Raw genomic sequence first — 22,603 nt, forward strand, 5'->3', positions numbered from 1 at the left:
GCCCTTGTCGGTGGCCCGGGGCATACTCGGTGCCGCCATGACCACTCCCCCGCGCCTCACGGTCCTCATCGCCGACGACGACCGCTACAACCGTCGCGGCATCAGCGAGATCTTCGCCGCCACCGACGACATCGTGGTGGTCGGCGAGATCGAGGACGGTGACCAGGCGGTCGACGCGGTCACCCGGTTGCGCCCGCACGTGGTGCTGATGGACCTGAAGATGCGCCGGACAGGTGGTCTGGACGCCACCCGGGAGCTGATGCGGCTGCCCGCCCCGCCCAAGGTGGTGGCGATGACCGCGCTGGACGTGGACGACCTGGTGGTGCAGGCGATGGCCGCCGGCGCGCACAGCTTCCTCAGCAAGGACGAGCCGCCGGAGATGTTCCAGCTCGCGGTGCGGGTCGCCGCGGCCGGCAACATGGTGTTCAGCCCGGAGTCGCTGCAGCGCATCATCGCCGCCGGTGGTGGGGGCTCGCAGCTGCCGCCCACCACTGACCTGGCCGTGCTGACCGATCGAGAGCGCGACGTGCTGGCGGCGCTGGCCGTCGGTGACTCCAACTCCGACATCGCCCGACGGCTCTACCTGGGCGAGACCACGGTGAAGAGCCACGTCTCGGCGGTGCTGGCCAAGCTGGGCGTGTCCAACCGGGTGGGTGCGGCCCTGGTCGCCTTCCGGGCGGGCCTGGTCAGCTGACGCCCGCGGAGCTCACCGCCGACGAGGTCCGCACGCTGCGGCTGCGAGCGCACCGGTTGTCGGGCCTGCGCTGGGGCACGGCGGTGGCGGCGGCGCGACACCTGCTGGCGGTGCAGGCGCAGAACCTGGGCGACGCCGGCTGGACGCTGGGTCTGCGCACCACCGGGCTCACCGAGCCAGCCGTGGCCGCCGCACTCGCCTCGGGTGAGCTGGTGCGCACCTGGACCATGCGCGGGACGCTGCACCTGTGCGCGCCGGAGGACGTGCGGTGGCTCCTCGCGCTGCTGGGGCCACGGGCCTACGGCGGCCGGTCCACGCTCTGGCGCAGCTGCGGGCTGGACGAGCAGCAGCTCACCCGGGCGCGCCAGGTCGCACGCGTCGAGCTCGCGGGCGACCGGTTGGTCGCTCGGCCCGCCCTGCTGGGGGCCCTCGCCGACGCCGGTGTCCCGACCGCTGGGCAGGCCGGCTCGCACGTGCTCCGCTACCTCGCCGAGAGCGCCACCCTGGTGCCCGGCCCGCCGAGCGGGCGCACCCCCACCTTCGCGCTGCTCGACGACTGGGTCCCCGCTGGTCCGGCGCCCAGCCGGGAGGAGGCGTTGGCGCGGCTCGCGGTGCGCTACGTCGCCGGACACGGGCCGGCGACCGCCAAGGACCTGGCCTGGTGGAGCGGGCTGCTGCTGCGGGACTGCCAGCACGCGCTGCGCCTGGCCGGTGACGAGCTGGTCGAGGTGAGCGTGGCCGGGGAGGCCCACCACGTGAGCGCGTCCCTGCTGGACCGGCCCGCGGACCCCGCACCGCGGGTGCACCTGCTGGCGGGCTTCGACGAGTACCACATCGGCTACGCCCACCGGCGGCTCATCCTGGACGACGCCCACCGGGCCACCGTCGGCCCGGCCAAGAACGGTCTGTTCCGGTCGCCGCTGCTGGTGGACGGCAGGATCGCCGGCACCTGGAGCCGCACCCTGCGCACCCGGTCCGTGGAGATCACGGTGGACCCGTTCGGCGAGCTGCCGCCGGAACTGGCCGCGCCGCTGGCGGCGGCCCGTACCGCCCACGCGGCCTTCCTGGAGCGGGCCGAGACCGCCCCGCCCGGCTGAGCCCGGGGCTCAGTCCTCCTGGTCCAGCTCGGCCATGACCTCGTCGGTCAGCTCGACGTTGGAGAAGACGTTCTGCACGTCGTCGGAGTCCTCCAGGGCGTCCACCAGCTTGAAGATCTTGCGGGCGCCGTCGGCGTCCACGGCCACGCTCATCGAGGGCTGGAAGCTCGCCTCGGCGGAGTCGTAGTCGATGCCGGCGTCCTGCAGCGCAGTGCGCACGGCCACCAGGTCGGTGGGCTCGCTGACCACCTCGAACTTCTCGCCGAGGTCGTTGACCTCCTCGGCGCCGGCGTCCAGCACCGCCATGAGCAGGTCGTCCTCGTTCAGCTCGCCCTTGTCCAGCTGCACCACACCCTTGCGGCTGAACAGGTACGCCACCGAGCCAGGGTCGGCCAGCGTGCCGCCGTTGCGGCTCATCGCGGTGCGGACCTCGCCGGCAGCACGGTTGCGGTTGTCGGTGAGGCACTCCACCAGCAGGGCAACGCCGTTGGGGCCGTAGCCCTCGTACATGATCGTCTGGTAGTCGGCGCCGCCGGACTCCTCACCGGCGCCACGCTTGCGCGCGCGCTCGATGTTGTCGTTGGGCACCGACGTCTTCTTGGCCTTCTGGATGGCGTCGTAGAGCGTGGGGTTGCCGTCCGGGTCACCGCCACCGGTGCGGGCCGCCACCTCGATGTTCTTGACCAGCTTGGCGAAGGCCTTGCCGCGACGGGCGTCGATCACGGCCTTCTTGTGCTTGGTGGTAGCCCATTTGGAGTGACCGCTCATCGGTGCGCGAACCTTCCCCACTCTTCGGTGCAGCGTGTGCTTGCTTCAGTCCAGTCAACCGATCCTAGCGGGGCGTGCACCCCCGGCGCCGTCCCCGCGGGGGCTGTCCCACCCTCAGGCACGCGCGACGATCATCTGCACGAAGTGCTGGTGCACCCGGTGGTCGCCGGTCACCTCGGGGTGGAACGACGTGGCCAGCACGTTTCCCTGCCGCACCGCCACCACCCGGTCCACCGCCTCGGGCTCGGCCTCCGGGCTCGGCGGCACCGAGGCCAGCACCGTGACTCCGTCGCCGGTGCGCTCCACCCACGGGGCGCGGATGAACACCGCCCGCACCGGACCGTCGTCGATGCCGTCCACCGTCAGGTCGGTCTCGAAGGAGTGCACCTGCCGGCCGAAGGCGTTGCGCCGCACGGTGATGTCCAACCCGCCGAGCTGCACGGCGTCGGCGCGGGTGTCCAGCACCTCCGAGGCGAGCAGGATCATGCCGGCGCACGAGCCGTAGGCGGGCATGCCCTGGGCCAGGCGCTCGCGGATGGGCTCGAGCAGGTCGAACACCTGCAGCAGGCGGCTCATGGTGGTGGACTCCCCGCCGGGGATCACCAGAGCCTGGACACCGGCCAGCTCAGACTCACGACGGATCGTCACGGGGTCGGCGCCGGCGGACTCCAGCGCCGCGAGGTGCTCTCGCACGTCTCCCTGCAGGGCCAGCACACCGACGGAGGGGCGCACGTTCACGGGCCATATCGTAGAGAGCGTGACCGTGGGCCCCTCCGGCGCACCGCACTTCCGGGCGGTGAGCCCCGACGCGCTGGCGGCCGAGCTCGTCGCGCTGTGCCTGCGGGTGGAGCAGCACGGCCCGGCGCTGCGGGTGCTGCTCGACGGCGCCGACGCTGCTCGCCCGGCGGAGCTGGCAGCGGCGGTGGCCGAGCTGCTGCGCGCCGCGGGCCGACCCTGCGCGGTGGTCGACCTCCGGTGGTGGCTGCGCCCGGCGTCGCTGCGCCTGGAGCACGGGCGCACCGACGCCGACAGCTACCGCGACGAGTGGTTCGACCTGGCGGCGCTGCGCCGGGAGGTGCTCGACCCGCTGGGCCCGGGCGGCACCGGGCAGTGGCTGCCCACGCTGTGGGACCCGGCCACCGACCGGGCCACCCGCGCGGCCCGGCTCCGCTGCGGGGAGGGCCAGGTGGTGCTGGTGGCCGGGCCGATGCTGCTGGGCCGCGGCCTGCCCGCCGAGCTGGCGGTGCACCTGCACCTGAGCGAGGCGAGCCTGCGGCGACGGGTCACCGACGAGCTGGCGTGGACGGTGCCCGCACTGGTGGCCCACGAGCGCGACGCCGACAGCGACGCCGTCGCCGACGCGGTGGTGCGCACCGACCATCCCGACCGCCCGGCCCTGCTGGTGCGCTAGCGCGCCTGCGCCGGGCTCAGCAAGGACAGCTGGGCCACCAGCCCGCCCTCGACGTGCACCACCGGACCCAGCCGGCGCCCCGGCTGGTGCGGGTCCCACAGCTGGTAGCTGCCCGACACGAGCTCGGGGTACACCGCGGTGAGCCCGCGGGTGCCGTCCGGAGCCGCTCGCACGTGCACGCCGGTGTGCCCGACAGCCCGCGTGCTGCCCGCGTGTGAGATGTCGATTTCGGTGCCGGCGAAGCGATCGGGCAGGTGGACCACCAGCGCGCCGATGTCGCCACCGATGTCGAGCACCACCGATCCGCCCTGCACCTGCTGCTGTTCCACGTCGGTGCTCCTAGCTGCCTGGCGCGTAGGGGCGCGGCATGGTGGCGAACCCGCTGTTGGGGATGTTGAGGTAGGGGAAGCTGCTCAGCAGCGGCCCGTTCTCCTGGCCCGCGTAGTCGCCGAGCAGCGCCACGGCGAGGTCGGGCACGTAGCCGGAGTCCACCACCGGGATCGTCGCCCCGGCGACAGCCCGCAGCTCGACGTCCGCGACGTCGTCGGGCACGCGACGGCCGTTCGGAAAGCCGGCCAGGTCGCCGACGAGCACGCCGTACTCGCGCAGCGCGGTGGCCGGCGGGATGGCCATGTTCAGCCGCACCAGGTCGGCGAGCACGGGGCCGGTGTAGTTCTGGAAGCCCGGCACGAGGCCCTCGGGGAAGCCGGTGAGGAAGATCCGGACCAGGTCGTTGCGGTCCTTGGTGTAGGCGCGCAGGTTGTTGAAGACCAGCGGGTACAGCTCGGGCAGCCGCCGGGCGAGCTCCGGCTGCAGCACCCGCTCCAGGAAGGCGGCGTCGTTGGTGGGCGAGCTGGCGTTCCACAGGTCCTTCTGCCCGATGCCGATGAGCAGCTCGTTGAACAGCGGGTTGGCCAACCGCGAGACCTGCTGCCAGGCGCCCATTCCCACCCGCCTGCCGTCCTCCTCCACGCTGGTCATCGCCTGGCGGCTGGCCGAGGCGTAGACCCCGATGACCGAGCTGGGCGCCATGACGTCGGTGGGGTTGCTGCCGTCGGCGGCCAGCAGCGTCTTGGGCAGCTGCAGCGCGATGGTGTGCACGTTGAGCCCGCGAAAGGAGTCCACACCCGGGGCGGGGAACAGTGGGCCGGTGTGCAGGAACTGCAGCGGCCGGATGTCGTCGAGGTCGAACACCGCACCAAGGTCGACGAAGAAGGCGTCGGCCCGCTGGCCGGCGAACACCGTGGCGCCGTCGCTGAGCTGGCGAATGGCCGGCGGGACGTACTGCGGGTAGCTCGGCGTGGAGTGCACCCCCACGTTGCAGGGCGGGGACGGGATGTCGTCGCCGACGACGGTGCTCGTGCCGTCCTTGAGCACCTTGGTGACCGTGTAGGTCTGGCGCCGGTTGAGGTTGGCGTAGGTGGTGGCTCCGGAACCGTTCGGGTCCACCGACACGGTTCCGAGGTTGTACATGAACGAGCCCGGGTCGGCGTAGGTCTCGGTGAAGCGGAACTGGTAAGTGATGTCCGGCCGTTGCCCCTCCGCGGTGATCGGCGTGTTGAAGACGTGGATCTCGTAGAGCACGTCGTCGCCGAAGACGAAGAAGTTGGGTCCGCCGTCGGGGTTCTGGAACGGGATGAAGTTGGCGAGCAGGGTGACGGTGTCCGGCCGGTCGGGGCTGACGAAGGCGTACACGTCGGTGTTGTCGGCGACGGGGTCCTGGGAGATCTCCGGGGCTTCGCGGTGCGAGGACATCTCTTACCTCTTCGGTCGTGGTCTGGTCACGCGGGAGCCCGCCGACAAGACGGTCGGCAGAGTAGGGAAGCTGCCCGGAGCTGGGCAGGAGGTTGGCTGAGCGGGGCGCGGCGTCAGAGCTGCGCGGTGGGCGCCTCGTGGGTCAGCCGGGCGGCCAGTGCCTTGTCGGTCAGCGTCGACGACTGCTCTCCGTGCATCACGGTGAACTCACCGGTGCTGGCGTCGCGCAGCAGCAGCACCACCGGCCCGTCGAGCTGCTTGGCCCGGGCTGCAGGCTCGGCGTGCGCCGTGCCCGCCAGCACCGCGCCCGGCACCGCGGAGGCCGCTCCCACCGCGACCGCGCCCAGCGAGGCCGTGCGCAGAAAGCTCCGACGATTGGTCTCAGCCATGTGAATGCCTCTCGATCAGTGCAGACGGGTGCCCGAGGAGTCGATAGGTGCACGCGTGCAGACGCTGTTCGGCGCACAGAAAACAATTCATCGACACCCGCCGGTAAAGATCATCTCCCGGCACCCGACTCATCCCCCGTGGCCTGGTCAAATGAACAACCCGGCACCCGCAAATAGTGACACTCGACACAGCATTCGGCAACAGAAAGAATGCCGGTTGGCGGCGCATTCGGCCGAATTCTCTGGGGCACCGGCGAATTGCGCCAGAAATTGCGCCGGCGCAGCGAGGATCAGGCCACGCCAGCCAGGCGCAGCAGCGCGGTGGTGCCCGCGGCCACCAGCACCACCACCACGAACGGGGCTCGCCGCCACAGCGCCAGCAGACCCGCACCCACGCCGAGCACGCGCGCCCAGCCGCCGAAGGAGGACCCGTCGAGCACGGCCGTGGTGACCGCCAGCGACAGCAGCAGCGCGGTCGCGGCCAGCCCCAGCAGCCGCACCACGCGCGGTGGCACGTGCACGCGCCGACGCAGCAGCCCGCCGGAGACCCGGATCAGGAAGGTGCCCGCGGCGAGCACGCCGATCACCCACCAGCTGACCGGGCTCATCCGCGCAGCTCCCGCCAGGCCAGGACCACGCCGCACAACCCCGCGAGCACGCCCACGCCGGCCGGCAGCAACGGGGTGAGCACCAGGGCCACGGTGGCGCCGGCCACCGCCACCCGGCGGTCCAGGCGGTCGCGCAGCGCCGGGGCGACGAGGGCGAGCAGGGCCGCGGGGAAGGCGGCGTCCACCCCGAGCGCGTCCGGGTCGCCCAGCAGGTTGCCGCCGAGCGCGCCGATCACCGTGCCCAGGTTCCAGGCGAGGAACAGCAGCACCCCGGCGACGGCGAAAGCCAGCCGGGCGTGGGCGCGGTCGGGCTGGGCGCGGGTGAACGCGGTGGCCTCGTCGGTCATCAGGTGCGCACCCAGCAGGCGCCGCCACTTTGAACCGGAGAGCACGTCGGCCAGCACCAGGCCGTAGGGCAGGTGCCGGGCGTTGAGCACCAGGCCGCCGACGATCATCGCCACCGGGCCCGCGCCACCGGCCGCGGCGGCGAGCACCAGGAACTGCGCGCCCCCGGAGTACAGCAGCAGCGACATGGCCACCGTCTTGGCCACCGAGAGCCCGGTGGCCACCGCGACCGTGCCGAAGGACAGCCCCACCAGCGCGATGGCCAGCAGCAGCGGGGAGAGCCGCCTGGCGACCTGCCAGGGTGTCGGCAGGTCACCAGGGTGGTCGGGCGTCCTCGGCTGCTCGGGTGAGGCTGGTTCAGACAATCCGGAGGGGGCTACCAGCCGCGGGTGGACAGCCGGTGATCCACCGGCAGCTGCTCCACGTTGATGCCGACCATCGCCTCGCCCAGGCCGCGGGAGACCTTGGCCAGGGTGTCGGGGTCGTCGTGGAAGGTGGTGGCCTTGACGATGGCCTCCGCGCGCTGCGCGGGGTTGCCGGACTTGAAGATGCCCGAGCCGACGAAGACGCCGTCGGCGCCCAGCTGCATCATCATGGCCGCGTCGGCCGGGGTGGCGATGCCACCGGCGGTGAACAGCGTGACGGGCAGCTTGCCCGCGGCGGCGACCTCGGCCACCAGCTCGTAGGGGGCCTGCAGCTCCTTGGCGGCGACGTAGAGCTCGTCGGCGCGCAGCGTGGACAGCCGGCGGATCTCCGCGGAGATGGTGCGCATGTGCATGGTGGCGTTGGAGACGTCCCCCGTGCCGGCCTCACCCTTGGAGCGGATCATGGCCGCACCCTCGGTGATGCGGCGCAGGGCCTCGCCGAGGTTGGTGGCACCGCAGACGAAGGGCACGGTGAACTGCCACTTGTCGATGTGGTGGGCGTAGTCGGCCGGGGTGAGGACCTCGGACTCGTCGACGTAGTCCACGCCCAGGCTCTGCAGGATCTGCGCCTCGACGAAGTGACCGATGCGGGCCTTGGCCATCACCGGGATGCTGACCGAGGAGATGATGCTGTCGATCATGTCCGGGTCGCTCATCCGGGAGACGCCGCCCTCGGCGCGGATGTCGGCGGGGACGCGCTCCAGGGCCATCACGGCCACGGCGCCGGCGTCCTCGGCGATCTTGGCCTGCTCGGCGGTGACCACGTCCATGATGACGCCGCCCTTGAGCATCTCCGCCATGCCGCGCTTCACGCGGGCCGTGCCGGTTCCGCCTGCGGTGGACGGCTGAGGGGTGCTGGGCTGAGCGGTGCTCACGGTGTACTCCCGATCTCCTGCTGAGGCTTGGTGCCGGTCAGGCTCCATCGTAGGGGTTGGCGCCGACGTCCTCCGCCGACGTCCTCCGCCGGCGTCCGGCTCAGGGAATGCGCCTGAGCACCGGGCCCGGGGCGTCCGGTCCGGCCGCCGCCGCCGCGAGCGCCTCCGGCAGCAGCGCGGGCAGGCCCGGGGGGTACACCTGCTCCCCGCGGCCCTCCAGCTCGACCAGCTCCTCCGGCGTGCACCAGCGCGGCTGCGCGAACACCCGCTGCTCCAGCTCGGTGTAGCCGTCGGTGTGCGGCAGGAACGGCGGCACGCACGCCGCGAAGTACGTCTCGGCCGCCTCCACGGTGCGGCCCTCCAGCTCCAGCACGGTGCGCCGCCACCACAGCGGTCCGCGCAGCGCCGCGACGTCCAGCCGGTGACCGGTCTCCTCGGCCACCTCGCGCACCCCCGCCTCCACCAGCGACTCCCCCGGCTCCAGCCCCCCACCGGTGGTGATCCAGTAGTGGGTGTCCGGGGCGGTGGTGCTGGCCCCGCGCAGCATGAGCACCCGGCCGTCCGGGTCGAGCAGCAGCACCCGCGCGGCCGGGCGCTGGGGCGGGGCGGTCGCGTCGGCGACCTCGGCCTCGGCGATCTCGAAGTAGCGCGGTTGCGGCGCGGTGCCGCCCAGGCGGAACCAGCGCACCAGCCGTCGGCTGCGCAGCGCCTGGGTGTCGCGCACGGCGTCGTTGTAGAAGCGGCGGGCCAGCAGCACCCGGGTCTGGGCGTCGGCCAGCTCGGCGGCCAGCTGCGGCGAGAGCTGGTCCACCGGCACCTGGTCCAGCGCCACCGACAGCGCGTTCTCCACCGTCTCGCGGCGCTCGCGGTCGGTGCGCTCGGCCCCGGCGGCCAGGCTGGTGAGCCGGCGACCGTCCACCCGGGCACCCGGGGGCACCGCGAGGGCCACCGAGCGGGCCACCACGGCGCGCCGGGACAGGGCCGCCTCCAGCGCGATCCACGCCGAGTCCAGGCGCACGTGCAGCCGGTCGAGGCGGTGGGCGGTGCCGTAGCTCCACAGGGCGGCCAGCGCCACCAGCACGACCAGCGCCACGACCAGCAGCAGGGTCCAGGTGCTCACTGGTCCACCTCGTGCACCCGGTCGCGGCCGGCGGTGACGGTCTCGTAGACCTGCATCACCCGCTGGGCCACCACCTGCCAGTCGTAGCTCTGCACCGCCTCGCGCCCGGCGGCGACCAGCCGGGCCCGGCCCGGGGCGTCGCCGAGCATCTCGTGCAGGTGCCGCGCCCAGGCGGCGGAGTCGCCGGTGGGCACCAGCCGTCCGGCGGCCCCGTCGTTGAGCACCCGGCGGAAGGCGTCCAGGTCGCTGGCGGCCACCGCGGTGCCCGCGGACATGGCTTCCACCAGCACGATGCCGAAGCTCTCGCCGCCGGTGTTGGGTGCGCAGTAGACGTCGGCGCTGCGCAGCGCCGAGGCCTTCTCCTCGTCGCTGACCCGCCCGAGCAGCACCATCCGGCGGGACACCGCGCGGCCGGCGGCCTTGCGCAGCGCCGCCTCGTCGCCACCGCCGACCACCAGCACCTGCAGGTCGGGGTGGGCGGCCACCAGCTGGGGCAGCGCACCCAGCAGCACGGGCATGCCCTTGCGCGGCTCGTCGTAGCGACCGACGAAGGCCAGCGTGCCGCCCTCGCGGGGGAAGCCCGGCAGCGGCTGCGCGTCGGCGAAGGCGCGCACGTGCACGCCGTTGGGGATGAGCACTGCGTCGGAGCCGAGCGACTCCACCTGCCAGCGCCGGGCCAGGTCGGACACCGCGATGCGGCCGCTGATCTTCTCCAGGAACGGCTGCAGCACCGGCTGGAAGGTGCTGAGCACCCGCGAGCGGGTGGTGGAGGTGTGGAAGGTGGCGACGATGGGACCGTCGGCCACCGCCATCGCCCACATGGACAGGCTCGGCGCGTTGGGCTCGTGGATGTGCAGCACGTCGAAGGAGTTCTCCCCGATCCAGCGCCGCACCTTCGCCCAGTGGCTCGGCCCGAAGCTCAGCCGCGCCACCGACCCGTTGTAGGGCACGCCGATGGCCTTGCCGCCGTTGACCACGTACGACGGCAGCTGCGTGCCCTCCTCGGCCGGGGCCAGCACGCTGACCTCGTGGCCCTGGTCGATGAACACCGCGGCCAGCTCGGCGATGTGCGCCTGCACGCCGCCGGGCACGTCGAAGGAGTACGGGCAGACCATCCCGATCTTCATCGCTTCCCCGCCGCCTGGTCGGCGTGCCACAGCGGTTGCAGCATGTGCCAGTCGGCCGGGTGGGCGGCGATGCCCTCGGCGAAGCGGTCGGCCATGGCCTGCGTGGCGGCCTGCACGTCCAGGGCGGGGTCGACCGGCGGGTGCACCCGCATCCGCCACCCGCGCGGGGTGTACCAGCAGTGCGCCGGCAGCAGCGCCGCCCCGGTGCTGCGGGCCAGCCGCGCCGGACCCGCGGGCATGGTGGTCTTCTCGCCGAAGAAGCTGACGGTGATGCCCACGCCGCTGAGCTCGCGGTCGCCGAGCAGGCAGATGACGCCGCCGGAGCGCAGCCGGCGGACCAGCCCGCGCACCGGCGACTCCGCACCTCCGGTGAGCGGGAGGATCTCGAAGCCGAGGCTCTCCCGGTAAGCCACGAAGCGCTGGAACAGCCGCTCCGGCTTGAGCCGCTCCGCGACGGTGGTGAAGGTGCCGTGGGTGGCCGCCAGCCACACCCCGGCCACGTCCCAGTTCCCGCTGTGCGGCAGCGCGACGACGACGCCCTTGCCCCGGGCCAGGGCCGCGTCCAGGTGCTCCCGGCCCTCGATGTCGGCGGTGATGCTCGCGGCCAGCGCCGCCTTGTCCATGGCGGGCAGCCGGAACGCCTCCCGCCAGTAGCGGCCGTAGGAGCGCAGCGACTCGCGCACCAGCTGCTCGGGCACCTCCTCCGGGGTGACGCCCAGCACCCGGGCCAGGTTGCGGCGCAGCTGCTGGGTGCCCGGACCGCCCCAGCGCGCGGCCAGGCCCGCGCCGGCGTCGGCGAGGCGGGCGGCCACCGGCTCCGGCAGGGCGCGCACCACCCGCCATCCCGCCGCGTACCCCAGGTCGGCGGCGCGCTCAGCTGCCCGCACGGGTCAGACCGGGATCTGGTCGCGGGCGCCGTCGGCGTTGCGCACCGCCAGCAGCCGCTGAACCACGGTGAGCACGCTGGCCGCGGCCAGGAACCACACCGCGACGTGCACGGCCCACGGCAGACCCATCCCGGTGAGCCCGGCGCCGGTGAGCACGATGATCAACCGCTCGGGGCGCTCGATGAAGCCGGCGTGCGCCGCGAAGCCGCTGGCCTCGGCCCGGGCCTTGACGTAGGAGGTGACCTGGGAGGTGATCAGGCACAACAGCGCCGCGACGGCCAGCGGCCGGCTGTCCCCGGTGGTGAACGCCCACCAGGCCAGCGCGGCGAAGATGGCCCCGTCGGCGATGCGGTCGCAGGTGGCGTCCAGCACCGCCCCGAAGGGGGTTCCGCCGCCGCGCACCCGGGCCATCGCGCCGTCCAGCATGTCGAACATGACGAAGAACCAGATGACCAGCGCAGCAGCGAGCAGGTGGTCGGTGGGGAACAGCACCAGTGCGGCCACCACGCTGGCCACGGTGCCGATGATGGTGACCGCGTCCGGGGTGAGGCCGATGCGCACCAGCGACCGGGCCAGCGACATCGTGCCCTTGGACAGCGCCGACCTGGCGTACGTGCTGAACGCGCTCAACGTCTCATCTCCGCATCAGTGGATCCACCCGGGTTCTGCGGGGCGGCTGCGAGCAGGATAGTCGTTGACCTCACGCCAGTCGGCGCACCAGTGTTCGCTGCAGCACCTGCCGGCCCTGCTCGTCCACGGACGCGTGCTCCACCTCGACGCTGGCCTTGCGCCCCTTGAGCACCACCGTCATCACTCCGTTGTCGAACCACGGTCCGCCCTGCACGTCCCAGCGGATGGCGGGATCGCGCACCCCGGCGGCCCGGGCCAGCAGCCGCAGCGTCCCGGCCACGGCGGGGCGCTTGACCAGCTTGTTGACCACCTGGATGGGCTTGTTCAGCGGGTTGCGGAACGGCGACATGGTCAGCTGGTGCACCGCGGTGTCGCGCGGTTCCACGTCCTGCACCTGCGCCTCGGCCAGGTAGGAGCAGTGCACGTCGCCGGACAGCCACAGCACGCTCGCGGGGGGCTCCGGCAGGTGCGCGACGTCGGCGACGAGGGCCACCATGTCGTCGAAGGACTGCCGGAACGCCGCCCAGTGCTCCAGGTCCACCGCCAGCCGGATCTTCTCCCCCACCTTGGAACCCAGCTTGCCCCAGGCCCCCTGCGCGGTGGCCTCGTTCCAGCCCTCCAGGTGGTGCAGGCCCGGGAGCATGAGGAACGGCAGCGTGGACCCGATGAGCAGGTGCTGCACCGGCTTGCCCGACGGCAGCGGCTGCAGCGCCTGCTGCCGCGCCCACTCCCACTCGGCGGTGTCCATCATGGCGCGGTTGGCCGGGTCCAGCCGGCGTGAGCAGCGGGAGTCCAGCACCACCAGGCGGTTGCGCCCGAAGTCCCGGTGATAGCTCCACTGCATCGACTGCGGCTCGGTGTCGGCGCGCCAGGCGAAGTCGGCCAGCAGCTGCACCCGCTCGGCGTCCCCGGGGGCCTCGCGCACCGCCTGGTAGAGCTTGTCCTCGGCCAGCTCGGTGGGCGAGAGGTTGCCCAGGTGCTGGTACACCCAGTACGAGGAGAAGGCGCCGATCACGCGGGAGCGCCACCACGGCTCGGTGATGATCTGCTGGCGCCACGACCACGAGCTGTTCCAGTCGTCCCGCAGGTCGTGGTCGTCCAGGATCATGCAGGTGGGCAGGGTGGAGAGCAGCCAGCGGACGTGCTCGGAGCCCCAGGACTCGTGGTAGAGCCAGGTGTACTCCTCGAAGTCGCAAATCTCGTCCACGACCTCCTCGCCACCGGCGTCCACCCCGGGCGGGCCCTCGCCGGCGGCGCGGCGGGCGTGCAGCTTCTCCAGGATCGCCTCGGAGGGGTCGTCGGCGTACACCTGGTCGCCCACCAGCAGCAGCGCGTCCGGCCACTGGGCGTGGTCGAGCTCCTGCATGCGCAGTGCCATGGCCACCAGGGCGTCCGCGCCCAGCGCCGCGAGCTGGTCGGGGGTGTGGCCCTCGCCGCGCCGGCAGGACCCGAAGGCCAGGCGCACCGACTCCTCGTCGGAGGTGGTGCGCACCAGGCTCGCCGGCGCCCCGGGCAGCGGCCACACCTGCTGGTCGTCCAGCGAGACCGTGTAGGGCAGCTCGGCGTCGGCGGGCAGGCCGTCGAGCACCACCAGGGCGTAGTGGTGGCCGTGCAGGCTCCAGGTGGGCTCGGTGCGGCGGACGCCGTCGCACTCCACCGTCACCTGCACCGCGGTGTCGGTCTCCACCCACACGGTGGCCTGGTGGTCGTCGACGAACCGCAGCAGCGGCCCGAGCACGATGCCGGCCCGCTCGGCGGCGACGTCGGTGGTCTGCTCGTCGGTGTTCTGCTCGTCGTGGTTCACCAGGGTCACCCTAGCGACCGACGCTCGGGCGCTCAGTTCGGCGCGGGCCAGGCCTCGGCGAGCAGCTGCCGGGTCTCCCCCAGCAGCTGGGGCAGGACCTTGGTACCGCCGAGCACCGTGATGAAGTTCGCGTCGCCGCCCCAGCGGGGCACCACGTGCTGGTGCAGGTGTGCGGCAAGCGATCCCCCCGCCACCGAGCCCAGGTTGAGCCCCACGTTGAAGCCGTGCGGGCGGGAGACCTGGCGGACCACCCGGATGGCGTCGCGGGTGAGCGCCATCAGCTCGGCCGACTCCGCATCAGTGAGGTCCTCCAGCTCGGCCACGTGCCGGTAGGGCAGCACCATGAGGTGGCCGGGGTTGTACGGGTAGAGGTTGAGCACCGCGTACACGTGCTCACCGCGGGTCAGCACCAGCCCGTCCTCGTCGCTCATGGTCGGGATGACGCACAACGGGCACTCCGGCGCGGGAGCGCGCTCGCCCAGGTCGTCCTCCCCCACCGGGCTGGCGATGTAGGACATCCGGTGCGGGGTCCACAGGCGCTCCAGGCGATCGGGGGTCCCCACCCCGTGCTGGCGCAGCTCGGTCACTCCGCCTGCACCAGCTCGGTCTGTGCCTGCTCCCCCTGCGCCAGCTCGGCCTGCACCACCTCGGCAGTGGGCGAGGCGTTCTCCCGCCGCGCCACCCAGTCGGTGATCAGCGCCACGGCCCGCTCCACCGGCACGCCGTTGACCTGGGTGCCGTCGCGGAACCGGAAGCTCACCGCGCCGGCCTCCACGTCGCGCTCGCCGGCCAGCAGCATGAACGGCACCTTCTGGGTGGTGTGCGTGCGGATCTTCTTCTGCATCCGCTCGTCGCTGAGGTCCACGTCCACCCGGACGGCGTGGGTGCGCAGCTGCTTGGCCACGTCCAGCAGGTGGTCGGCGAAGGCCTCGGCCACCGGGATGCCCACCACCTGGACGGGGGCGAGCCACGCCGGGAAGGCGCCGCCATAGTGCTCGGTGAGCACCCCGAAGAAGCGCTCGATGGAGCCGAACAGGGCGCGGTGGATCATCACCGGACGCTTGCGGGAGCCGTCGTCGGAGGTGTACTCCAGCTCGAAGAGCTCGGGCAGGTTGAAGTCCACCTGGATGGTGGACATCTGCCAGGTGCGCCCGAGGGCGTCGCGCGCCTGCACGGACACCTTGGGGCCGTAGAAGGCCGCGCCGCCCGGGTCGGGCACCAGGTCCAGGCCGGAGCGCTCCGCGGCCACCCGCAGCGCCTCCGTGGCCTCCGCCCAGTTCTCGTCGGTGCCCACGTACTTGTCCTCGTTGCGGGTGGACAGCTCGAGGTAGAAGTCGTCCAGGCCGAAGTCGCGGAGCAGGCCGAGGACGAAGTCCAGCAGCGACGTCAGCTCTTCCTGCACCTGCTCGGGGGTGCAGAAGATGTGTGCGTCGTCCTGGGTGAAGCCGCGGGCGCGGGTGAGGCCGTGCACCACGCCGGACTTCTCGTTGCGGTAGACGGTGCCGAACTCGAACAGCCGCAGCGGCAGCTCGCGGTAGGAGCGCCCGCGCGACCGGAAGATCAGGTCGTGCATCGGGCAGTTCATCGGCTTGAGGTAGTAGTCCTGGCCCCGCTTGCGCAGGGTGCCGTCCTCGTTGTACTCCGCGTCCAGGTGCATCGGCGGGTACATGCCGTCGCGGTACCAGCTCAGGTGCCCGGAGACCTCGAACAGGCTGCCCTTGGTGATGTGCGGGGAGTAGACGAACTCGTAGCCCTCCTGCTCGTGCCGGATGCGGGAGTAGTCCTCCATGGCCCGGCGGATGATGCCGCCGCGGGGGTGGAAGACGGCCAGGCCGGAGCCGATCTCGTCCGGGAAGCTGAACAGGTCCAGCTCGGTGCCCAGGCGGCGGTGGTCGCGGCGCTCGGCCTCGGCCAGCAGGGTGAGGTGCGCGTCCAGGGCCTCGCTGGACTCCCAGGCGGTGCCGTACACGCGCTGCAGGCCGGCGTTGTTCTGGTCGCCGCGCCAGTAGGCCGCGGAGCTGCGGGTGAGTTTGAAGGCGGGGATGTGCTTGGTGGTGGGGATGTGCGGGCCGCGGCACAGGTCGGTCCACACCAGGTCACCGCTGCGCGGGTCGAGGTTGTCGTACATGGTCAGCTCGCCGGCGCCGACCTCCATGACCTCCGGGTCGTCGATGCCGGACTTGTCGCGGATCAGCTCGAGCTTGAACGGCTCGCCGGCCAGCTCCTGCTCGGCCTCGTCCACCTCGATCACGCGGCGGGAGAACCGCTGGGCGCCCTTGATGATCTGGCGCATCCGCTTCTCCAGCGCCGTCAGGTCCTCCGGGGTGAAGGGCCGTGGCATGGCGAAGTCGTAGTAGAAGCCGTCGGTGATCGGCGGGCCGACGCCCAGCCGCGCGTCCGGGAAGAGGTCCTGCACGGCCTGGGCCAGCACGTGGGCGCAGGAGTGCCGGATGACCATGCGGCCCTCGGGACTGCCTGCGGCGACGGCCGCCACCTCGGTGTCGGCGTCCGGGACCCAGGACAGGTCGCGCAGCTGGCCCTCGGCGTCCTTGACCACCACGATCGCCTCGGCACCCTTGCCCGGCAGTCCGGCCTCACGCACCGCGGTCCCGGCCGTGGTGCCCGCCGCAACTGTCACGTGCTGCGGGGCGGACTCGACTGGATGTGCCACGGTGCTGGGCTCCTTGTGCTGAACGACGCGGGGACCGGCGACGGGGTGCGTCACCGTTGTGTGCCCCGATGCTATCGGTGCCCGTCCGGGCGCCCGGCAGCAGACGCACGGGAGGCGGGAGCGAAGGTGGCGCGGAGGTCGGCAGGAGCCTGCCGGAGAGGTGAGGGTGGTCCCGGCTGGGTTCGAACCAGCGACCTTCCCGGTGTGAACGGGACGCTCTTCCACTGAGCCACGGGACCGTGCCTGACCCGGGTGAACCCTGGTCGGTCGGTGCGGTTGGGAACATTAACACGTCCCGCGGAGGGCCCTTGCAAGGGCCCTCCGCGGACGCCCTTGGGGCGGTCGGCTGGTCGGGTTCCAGACCCCGCTAGAGGGGTGACTGCACCCACCCGGCGTCATAGCCGACGAGGTCCGCCATGAGGGCCAGCGCGCCGATCAGCCACAGCGTGGTCAGCACGATCGCCGCAGTTCCCAGCCACGCCAGGGCCTGGATCCAGCGTGGCTGCGACGCCAGCCAGCGCGTCCAGCCGTAGTAGAACTTCTTGACCTGTGCCAGCACGCGCTGCGCCCAGGAGAACTCGCTGGCCAGGATGGCCAGCCCGGCGATGACCACGGCCCACCCCGGTCCGGGGTAGGGAATGAGGAGGATGCCCAGGCAGAGCACCAGCGTGCCCACCACGCCGGTGCTGATGCGGTACACCAGGTTCGCCGTGCGCCGGTGCCGCAGCCGCTCACGCCACCGTCGGTGCTTCTTCTGGGTGCGCACGAGCCAGCCGTCGTCGGGCTGCTCGACGCCCCGCTCCTCCCGCTCGTGCCGCGCACTCTCCTGCGCCGCAGTCTCCTGCCGCACAGTCTTCTGCGGCACGGTCTCCTGCCGCGCATCCTTCTGCGGCGGGGTCTCTGCTGGCACGGTCTGCTCGGTCATGGTCTCCTCTGGCAGGGCGTCCTGCCGCTCTGGTTGTCCGCTCACGCCGAGACCTGTCCGATCGCGACGATGGTGCCCGGGCTGGCCGGTTGGGCTCCTGCGGGCTCCACGGACACCGCGAACATCGGGAAGCTGGTGGGGTCGGACGTGGTCATCGGCGCCACCCCGAGGGCACCGGCGGGCGCCCCGGTAGTGGTCACTGGACCCAGCATCACCGGGCTGGTGTCACCGAGGCCGTTCATCCCCCACAACACGTACTGGCTGTTGGCGGCGGCGCCGGGCATGTTCATGGGCACCACCATGGTGCCGGAGTCTCCGGCCAGCAAGAGGGCCATCGGCGCACCGGTGAGGTCCTTCTCCCGCAGCGCCACCTTGCGCACCGACGGGTCGGACAGCGCGCTGACCACCTGGGGCTGGTCGAAGGCCGACACCGTGGGGGTGGTGCTGGTCGAGCCGTCGAAGACGTTCGCGCCGGCCCAGCCGGCCACCACTCCCACGCCGAGGACCAGCACGGCCGCCGCAGCGAGCAGCGCGCGCCGCGAACCTCCGAGCCAGCGCCCCGGTCCACCCCGGGTGGCTCCCCGCCCGCGCAGCGGGCCGCCGACGGGGCGGTGCGCGCCCGGGCTGCCGGGCGTGGTGCTGCCGCTCGGGCCTACACCAGGGACGCTCGTGGACGGCGCCGGCGAGGTCTGTCCGCCGCTGGTGCCTGACCCGCGCGCCAGCTCCAGCACCGAGGCCCGCAGGTGCTCGGGCGGATCAACCTGCTCCACGTCCGCGGCCAGCAGCAGCGCGATCTCCTCGGTCGCCTCGACCTCCTCCGCGCACTCCGCGCAGCCGGGCAGGTGGCGGGCGAAGAACGCCTCGTCCTCCGGCTCGAGGGCGTGCAGCGCCCAGCCGGTCGCCAGCTCGAGGTACTCGCAGCTGCCCTCTGCTTCGGTGCCCGTCCGGTCTGCGCCCATCCCGTGTGCGCCCATTCCCTCTGCGCCCATCCCCTCTGCGCCCATCCCCTCTGCGCCCATTCCCTCTGCGCTCACAGGCCCTGTCCTTCCACACGTGCTCCGCCGATGCCGAAGTCCAGCGCCATCGGGGCGAGCACCCCGCGGAGTCGTTGCGACGCCGCGAACATTCGTGACTTCACCGTGCCGAGCGGCACGCCGACGATCGAGGCGACCTCACGCTGGGTGTAGCCGCCGTAGTAGGCCAGCAGCATGGCGCGCGCCTGGTCCGGCGGGAGCGCTCCGATCGCTCGGCGCACGTCGTCGCCGAGCACGTTGTCGATCGCGCTGTGGTCGGCGCCGGGGTCGGCCAACCCCGTGGGCTCGGGGACCTCGTCGTCCATCACCACCTGGCGCCGACGGTGCACTCCCTCGCGACGGACCGCGTCCACCGCCTTGTGGTGCACCACCGTCAGCAGCCACGAGGCGAATGCCCCGCGGCCGGGCACGTAGCTGCCGGGCTCGCGCCACACCGAGAGGAACACCTCCTGCACGACGTCCTCAGCCAGCACCTCGTCCACGCAGATGCGTCGAGCCAGGGAGTAGGCCGGCTTGGCGTAGCGGTCGTAGAGCTCGGCCAGCGCAGACTCGTCGCCGGCGCCGATGCGCTCCACGATCCGCACGTCCTGGCGGGCCCGCTCCGGGTCCGGTGCCACTCGAGGTCGGCGAGGCGCAGCCGTGCGTGGGGGCTCCGGATCGTCTCCGTGCCCACCACGGGGGCTGCTCTCCACCACAGGCATGTTCCTCACGTCATGTCTTCGCACACAGGCAGTCCGATGGTTCACCCGCCGCGAGCGCGCCGGGTCTCCCCGGTTTGATCACCAGGGTACGGGGATCCGCCAGAACCACGACAAATGCACCAGCGGCGCGCAGGACCCGCCCCTGACCAGCACCAACTCGCGGGGGCCGGTCGTCGTCCATCCGCACGCCCACCAGGCCCGCAACACGGAGTGGCGCAGGCCATAATCGCGCCGTCGCGGCTGGTCAGCGGGGCGTTGGACCCGGCCGACGAACCGTGCGCCCCGGGAGGGGGCACCCCCGGTTTGGATATCGCTGGACCCCTCAGTTACTGTTCCTCTCGCACCGCCAAGCAGGGCCAACGCCCCGCAGGACGGAGCGAGTGCGGATGTAGCGCAGCTGGTAGCGCACAACCTTGCCAAGGTTGGGGTCGCGGGTTCGAATCCCGTCATCCGCTCGAGAGGCTGTAACTCGGGCTCTCCCGGCGGAGTGGCCGAGTGGCTTAGGCAAGGGCCTGCAAAGCCCTGTACACGGGTTCGATTCCCGTCTCCGCCTCGATCGAACGTTTACCTTAGGGCGATTAGCTCAGTGGGAGAGCGCTTCCCTGACACGGAAGAGGTCACTGGTTCAATCCCAGTATCGCCCACCATCTAGAAAAGCCCCTGACCTGCAGAAATGCAAGTCAGGGGCCTTTTTTGTTTGGCCCCGTGTCGGATACGTGTCGGATGGCACCTGGATCCGGTGGCTGGCCGCAGGCCTTCCGCCTCACCCGCCCGCGCGCCAAACAGGACGGGGCCAGCCCCGCTCCGCAAGGTGCGAGGCAGGCTCCGTCTGTGGGTGGCGCGCTCTGTCGCAGCTGGCGCACTTACCCCCTGTAGTTCGGGCAGACCCGCGTCACCGCCAACGACGACAGCCCGGGTACCTCATCCGTCGGCTGTACCTTGTCCGCCTTGAACGACAAGAACATCGGCACCACCGCGGACCCAGGCGTCGAGCCCGACTTGATGGCTGTGCATGTGTTCTGAAAGGCCAGGACGATCTCGTTATCAGTCCGCGCTACAGACAACGCAGGGAACCGCAAGCGAAACACCTCAACCAATGCAGACAGCGACTCGCTCGTCATGTCTAGTTGCGGATACTCGTCGACCTCGGCGACAGCGGTTGGCGTGGCCGCAGGCGGTGGTGCAGCCTCTTCCGAACTGCCGCCGCATCCGGCCACCATAACCCCAAACGTGCACAGCAACAGCACCATTCCGCGACGCATCCAACACTCCCCTTTGACAATAAGTGGCGCCGATGCGGGCGCACGGGCGGATGGGGTGCGGACGAACGCCAGTTCAGCCGGGCCTCCGTATCCCCGCGACTTAGCGGCGCCCGCCACGACAAGGAGGGGTAGTCATGGTGGGCGCCGCACGTCCGCCACAGGCAGAGCCAGTAGCGGCCGCTGCATCGTCGCACTGTGCGAGCGGTCGGTGCAGTCGTTTCGTGCCATAGCCGGCACAACGCGGCTGGTGGCCATCCCGAATGTCACCTGCGGATCGCCTGGGCCCACGACAGCCCCGCTCTCCGCGTGACCGGCGGACCCCGCCTCCCACCTCCGCGAGGGAAGGTCGTTTGCGTTGTGCCCCATGCCACAATGAGCCCCCAGCACACCCAGGGGAGCCCATGGACCGCACCAGCACCGTCGCCACACTCCTCGCCGAGGAGGAGGACTACTCCATCGCCCTCGCACGAGCAGAGACCCACAACCTGGCCCAGGCCGCCGAGGTATTCCGTGCGGAGCTGGAGCGCGTGCGCCGCGAGCTGACCAACCTCAGGGACCGGGCCGCCGCCGCCCAGCTCAAGGCCGACCTCGACCACGCCCTCGGAGATCTCGCCGACGCCGACGCCGACCTCATCCTCGTGATGCGCCGCCCGGATCAGACCGAGGCACTAGTCGACGAGCACGCACGTACCTCCGCGGCCGCCCGTCGCCGGGTCGCCCAGATCGGCGCAGCCATCCACGACCACTTCAAGCGCTGACGACCGACAGCTCACCTTGTCAACGCTAAACGACCTGAACATCGGCACCGCCGCAGCACCCGGCAAGCCTGACGTCGCTATCCGTGCTGAGGCCAGATTCTCTTGAGTTGCGACCGCACCCCGCCATCAACGACCTGAATACGCAGAGCGACAGCACGCGGACCCTTCAGCGGGGTCACGTTAAGGCGATGGTACGAAAGACTTTGAACCATCCGCGCCGTTTGCTGCCCTCAACCACGGCCACGGGCCGGGGGTGGCCGAGGTGCATCCCCCTGGGGGTGGGGTGCCTCGCCTCGCGTCGGAATCCTGGAACCGACGCGAGGCGGGCTAGACGCTGGCCACGGGGCGACCCAGCCGTGACCAGCGTCGGTCTCAGGCCGGTGGGGTCACGGTCATCTTCACGATGCGCGCCGGGTGCACAACGTTGGCGCCGAAGCGGAAGGTGCAGCGCAGCCCGATGCTGTCGGAGCCGAAGTACGCATGGTCAGACTGGGCCAAAATGACCTGCCCAACTGCGCTCACCACTGCCGCCTTGTCCAGTACCAGCAGCTTGCCGGTGCCTACGCTAGGCGAGACCAGCACGGGCACACCCAACAGCTGACGTGCGCCCGCCTCCACACCAGCACCGAGCAGGGCGGTGGCCGCGCCCGTCTGGGACTTGAGCTTGCTCAACGATGCCCAGGCGGTGGGGTCACAGACGATGTGAGTCGCGGTGCCGTAGTCAGCCTCAATGCCGGCGATGGCATCGACGAGCGTGTCCAGATTACTGGCGACCGCCCCACCGTTGGTGATGCCGGCGACGTTCAGCAGCCCGGCAGGCGGGGTGACCGCGGGTGAGGTGGGTGCCGCCTGGCTAATGAATGCAGCGTTGGCGGCGCGGGTCACCGCACGCGACAGGGACGCGGTGAGCAGGGTGCTGGCATCGGCCTGAGCGAGCTGCTCCCGGGAGACCCTGACGAGCTGGGCGACCTTGCCCGTCATTACGACGACCTCGGCCAGCTCGGGGTCGGCCTCGGCGATGTCGGCGCCCTCGGCGACGAACTGGGCGGTGGCGTCGTTGGCGTACGGCACGCGGACGGCAACGTCGTCACCTTCTACGGCGCCGGCCACGGTGGAGGCTTGCAGGATCAGGGCGTCTGGGACGACGTCGACCGCAGGGAAGCCTCGGACGTCCATGCTCCAGGCGGGCGAGCTGGTGCGGGTGGTCTCAACGGTCATGGTGGTGCCTCTCGTGGGTGGGGTGTGTTGTCACGCGGGAGGCTCTGCCTCTACCACGGCGCCCACCGGGGGCTAGCGGTGCCGGGGGGTGGTCCCAGA

24 protein-coding genes and 4 tRNA genes are annotated in these 22,603 nt (G+C 71.8%); 7 read left to right on the plus strand and 21 right to left on the minus strand.

The window, feature by feature from the left end:
• Nucleotides 1–37 precede the first annotated feature (37 nt).
• A complete protein-coding gene (locus tag ELX43_RS09760; RefSeq protein ID WP_127783228.1) occupies nt 38–694 on the plus strand; it encodes a response regulator transcription factor in 657 nt (218 codons plus the stop codon).
• A 56-nt stretch (nt 695–750) separates the two neighbouring features.
• Nucleotides 751–1,791, plus strand: coding sequence for a winged helix DNA-binding domain-containing protein (locus tag ELX43_RS09765; RefSeq protein ID WP_164860628.1), 1,041 nt, complete (start codon nt 751–753; stop codon nt 1,789–1,791).
• A gap of 9 nt (nt 1,792–1,800) precedes the next feature.
• On the opposite strand, the gene ELX43_RS09770 is transcribed toward ELX43_RS09765, so the two are convergent.
• Nucleotides 1,801–2,559, minus strand: coding sequence for a YebC/PmpR family DNA-binding transcriptional regulator (locus tag ELX43_RS09770; RefSeq protein WP_127783230.1), 759 nt, complete (start codon nt 2,557–2,559; stop codon nt 1,801–1,803).
• Nucleotides 2,560–2,673: 114 nt separating this feature from the next.
• Nucleotides 2,674–3,297 carry a pyridoxal 5'-phosphate synthase glutaminase subunit PdxT gene (pdxT, locus tag ELX43_RS09775; protein ID WP_127783232.1) on the minus strand — a complete coding sequence of 208 codons (624 nt, stop codon included), beginning with the start codon at nt 3,295–3,297 and terminating at the stop codon, nt 2,674–2,676.
• 19 nt (nt 3,298–3,316) lie between these two features.
• Here pdxT and ELX43_RS09780 point away from each other — a divergent pair, with 19 nt between their 5' ends.
• Nucleotides 3,317–3,970, plus strand: a complete 654-nt coding sequence (locus ELX43_RS09780) for a uridine kinase (protein ID WP_206517986.1) — start codon at nt 3,317–3,319, stop codon at nt 3,968–3,970.
• Here the strand turns inward: ELX43_RS09780 and ELX43_RS09785 are convergent.
• The 17 genes from ELX43_RS09785 to ELX43_RS09865 form a co-directional block, all read right to left on the minus strand.
• Entirely contained in the window at nt 3,967–4,299 is a 333-nt protein-coding gene (locus ELX43_RS09785) for a phospholipase (RefSeq protein WP_127783233.1), read from the minus strand. The genes ELX43_RS09780 and ELX43_RS09785 overlap by 4 nt on opposite strands.
• A 10-nt stretch (nt 4,300–4,309) precedes the next feature.
• Complete coding sequence (locus tag ELX43_RS09790) at nt 4,310–5,725, minus strand: DUF4331 domain-containing protein (RefSeq protein WP_127783235.1); 1,416 nt, start codon at nt 5,723–5,725, stop codon at nt 4,310–4,312.
• Between the two features lie 113 nt (nt 5,726–5,838).
• The gene (locus ELX43_RS09795; protein ID WP_127783236.1) at nt 5,839–6,114 is read right to left on the minus strand and encodes a twin-arginine translocation signal domain-containing protein; all 276 of its coding nucleotides are present in this window, start codon (nt 6,112–6,114) and stop codon (nt 5,839–5,841) included.
• A 290-nt stretch (nt 6,115–6,404) separates the two neighbouring features.
• On the minus strand, nt 6,405–6,722 hold the full coding sequence (locus tag ELX43_RS09800) for an AzlD domain-containing protein (RefSeq protein WP_127783238.1): 318 nt from the start codon (nt 6,720–6,722) through the stop codon (nt 6,405–6,407).
• Nucleotides 6,719–7,432, minus strand: a complete 714-nt coding sequence (locus ELX43_RS09805) for an AzlC family ABC transporter permease (RefSeq protein ID WP_206517987.1) — start codon at nt 7,430–7,432, stop codon at nt 6,719–6,721. Before ELX43_RS09805 ends, ELX43_RS09800 begins: the two co-directional genes overlap by 4 nt.
• Nucleotides 7,433–7,443: 11 nt before the next feature.
• The gene (gene pdxS, locus ELX43_RS09810; protein ID WP_127783240.1) at nt 7,444–8,367 is read right to left on the minus strand and encodes a pyridoxal 5'-phosphate synthase lyase subunit PdxS; all 924 of its coding nucleotides are present in this window, start codon (nt 8,365–8,367) and stop codon (nt 7,444–7,446) included.
• 100 nt (nt 8,368–8,467) lie between these two features.
• Nucleotides 8,468–9,487 carry an NUDIX domain-containing protein gene (locus tag ELX43_RS09815; RefSeq protein WP_127783242.1) on the minus strand — a complete coding sequence of 340 codons (1,020 nt, stop codon included), beginning with the start codon at nt 9,485–9,487 and terminating at the stop codon, nt 8,468–8,470.
• Nucleotides 9,484–10,614 carry a glycosyltransferase family 4 protein gene (locus tag ELX43_RS09820; protein ID WP_127783244.1) on the minus strand — a complete coding sequence of 377 codons (1,131 nt, stop codon included), beginning with the start codon at nt 10,612–10,614 and terminating at the stop codon, nt 9,484–9,486. The genes ELX43_RS09815 and ELX43_RS09820 overlap by 4 nt, the downstream gene beginning before the upstream one ends.
• Complete coding sequence (locus ELX43_RS09825; RefSeq protein ID WP_127783245.1) at nt 10,611–11,501, minus strand: phosphatidylinositol mannoside acyltransferase; 891 nt, start codon at nt 11,499–11,501, stop codon at nt 10,611–10,613. Before ELX43_RS09825 ends, ELX43_RS09820 begins: the two co-directional genes overlap by 4 nt.
• A gap of 3 nt (nt 11,502–11,504) precedes the next feature.
• Entirely contained in the window at nt 11,505–12,131 is a 627-nt protein-coding gene (gene pgsA, locus ELX43_RS09830; protein WP_346773845.1) for a phosphatidylinositol phosphate synthase, read from the minus strand.
• Between the two features lie 70 nt (nt 12,132–12,201).
• The gene (locus tag ELX43_RS09835; protein WP_127783247.1) at nt 12,202–13,935 is read right to left on the minus strand and encodes an alkaline phosphatase D family protein; all 1,734 of its coding nucleotides are present in this window, start codon (nt 13,933–13,935) and stop codon (nt 12,202–12,204) included.
• A gap of 32 nt (nt 13,936–13,967) precedes the next feature.
• Complete coding sequence (locus ELX43_RS09840) at nt 13,968–14,522, minus strand: HIT domain-containing protein (RefSeq protein ID WP_241248882.1); 555 nt, start codon at nt 14,520–14,522, stop codon at nt 13,968–13,970.
• Complete coding sequence (thrS, locus tag ELX43_RS09845) at nt 14,519–16,606, minus strand: threonine--tRNA ligase (RefSeq protein ID WP_127783248.1); 2,088 nt, start codon at nt 16,604–16,606, stop codon at nt 14,519–14,521. The genes ELX43_RS09840 and thrS overlap by 4 nt, the downstream gene beginning before the upstream one ends.
• Nucleotides 16,607–16,773: 167 nt before the next feature.
• Nucleotides 16,774–16,845 (minus strand) — tRNA-Val (locus ELX43_RS09850).
• 128 nt (nt 16,846–16,973) lie between these two features.
• Nucleotides 16,974–17,576, minus strand: coding sequence for a TIGR02611 family protein (locus tag ELX43_RS09855; protein ID WP_241248883.1), 603 nt, complete (start codon nt 17,574–17,576; stop codon nt 16,974–16,976).
• Nucleotides 17,573–18,565, minus strand: coding sequence for an anti-sigma factor (locus ELX43_RS09860; protein WP_127783250.1), 993 nt, complete (start codon nt 18,563–18,565; stop codon nt 17,573–17,575). The genes ELX43_RS09855 and ELX43_RS09860 overlap by 4 nt, the downstream gene beginning before the upstream one ends.
• Entirely contained in the window at nt 18,562–19,182 is a 621-nt protein-coding gene (locus ELX43_RS09865; protein WP_206517988.1) for an RNA polymerase sigma factor, read from the minus strand. The genes ELX43_RS09860 and ELX43_RS09865 overlap by 4 nt, the downstream gene beginning before the upstream one ends.
• 466 nt (nt 19,183–19,648) lie before the next feature.
• Here ELX43_RS09865 and ELX43_RS09870 point away from each other — a divergent pair.
• The 3 genes from ELX43_RS09870 to ELX43_RS09880 all read left to right on the plus strand — a co-directional run bounded on the left by ELX43_RS09870 (nt 19,649) and on the right by ELX43_RS09880 (nt 19,913).
• Nucleotides 19,649–19,721 (plus strand) — tRNA-Gly (locus tag ELX43_RS09870).
• A gap of 26 nt (nt 19,722–19,747) precedes the next feature.
• Nucleotides 19,748–19,819 (plus strand) — tRNA-Cys (locus tag ELX43_RS09875).
• A gap of 19 nt (nt 19,820–19,838) precedes the next feature.
• Nucleotides 19,839–19,913, plus strand: a tRNA-Val gene (locus ELX43_RS09880).
• Nucleotides 19,914–20,129: 216 nt separating this feature from the next.
• On the opposite strand, the gene ELX43_RS09885 is transcribed toward ELX43_RS09880, so the two are convergent.
• Nucleotides 20,130–20,528: a hypothetical protein gene (locus ELX43_RS09885; protein WP_164860629.1), complete on the minus strand. Its 399-nt coding sequence runs from the start codon at nt 20,526–20,528 to the stop codon at nt 20,130–20,132.
• Nucleotides 20,529–20,929: 401 nt separating this feature from the next.
• Here ELX43_RS09885 and ELX43_RS09890 point away from each other — a divergent pair, with 401 nt between their 5' ends.
• Complete coding sequence (locus ELX43_RS09890) at nt 20,930–21,286, plus strand: hypothetical protein (RefSeq protein ID WP_127783254.1); 357 nt, start codon at nt 20,930–20,932, stop codon at nt 21,284–21,286.
• A gap of 372 nt (nt 21,287–21,658) precedes the next feature.
• On the opposite strand, the gene ELX43_RS09895 is transcribed toward ELX43_RS09890, so the two are convergent.
• The gene (locus ELX43_RS09895) at nt 21,659–22,504 is read right to left on the minus strand and encodes a phage major capsid protein (protein WP_127783256.1); all 846 of its coding nucleotides are present in this window, start codon (nt 22,502–22,504) and stop codon (nt 21,659–21,661) included.
• Nucleotides 22,505–22,603 lie beyond the last annotated feature (99 nt).

Origin of the sequence: Rhodococcus sp. X156 (genome assembly GCF_004006015.1) — a bacterium.
Taxonomy (GTDB): Bacteria; Actinomycetota; Actinomycetes; order Mycobacteriales; family Mycobacteriaceae; genus X156.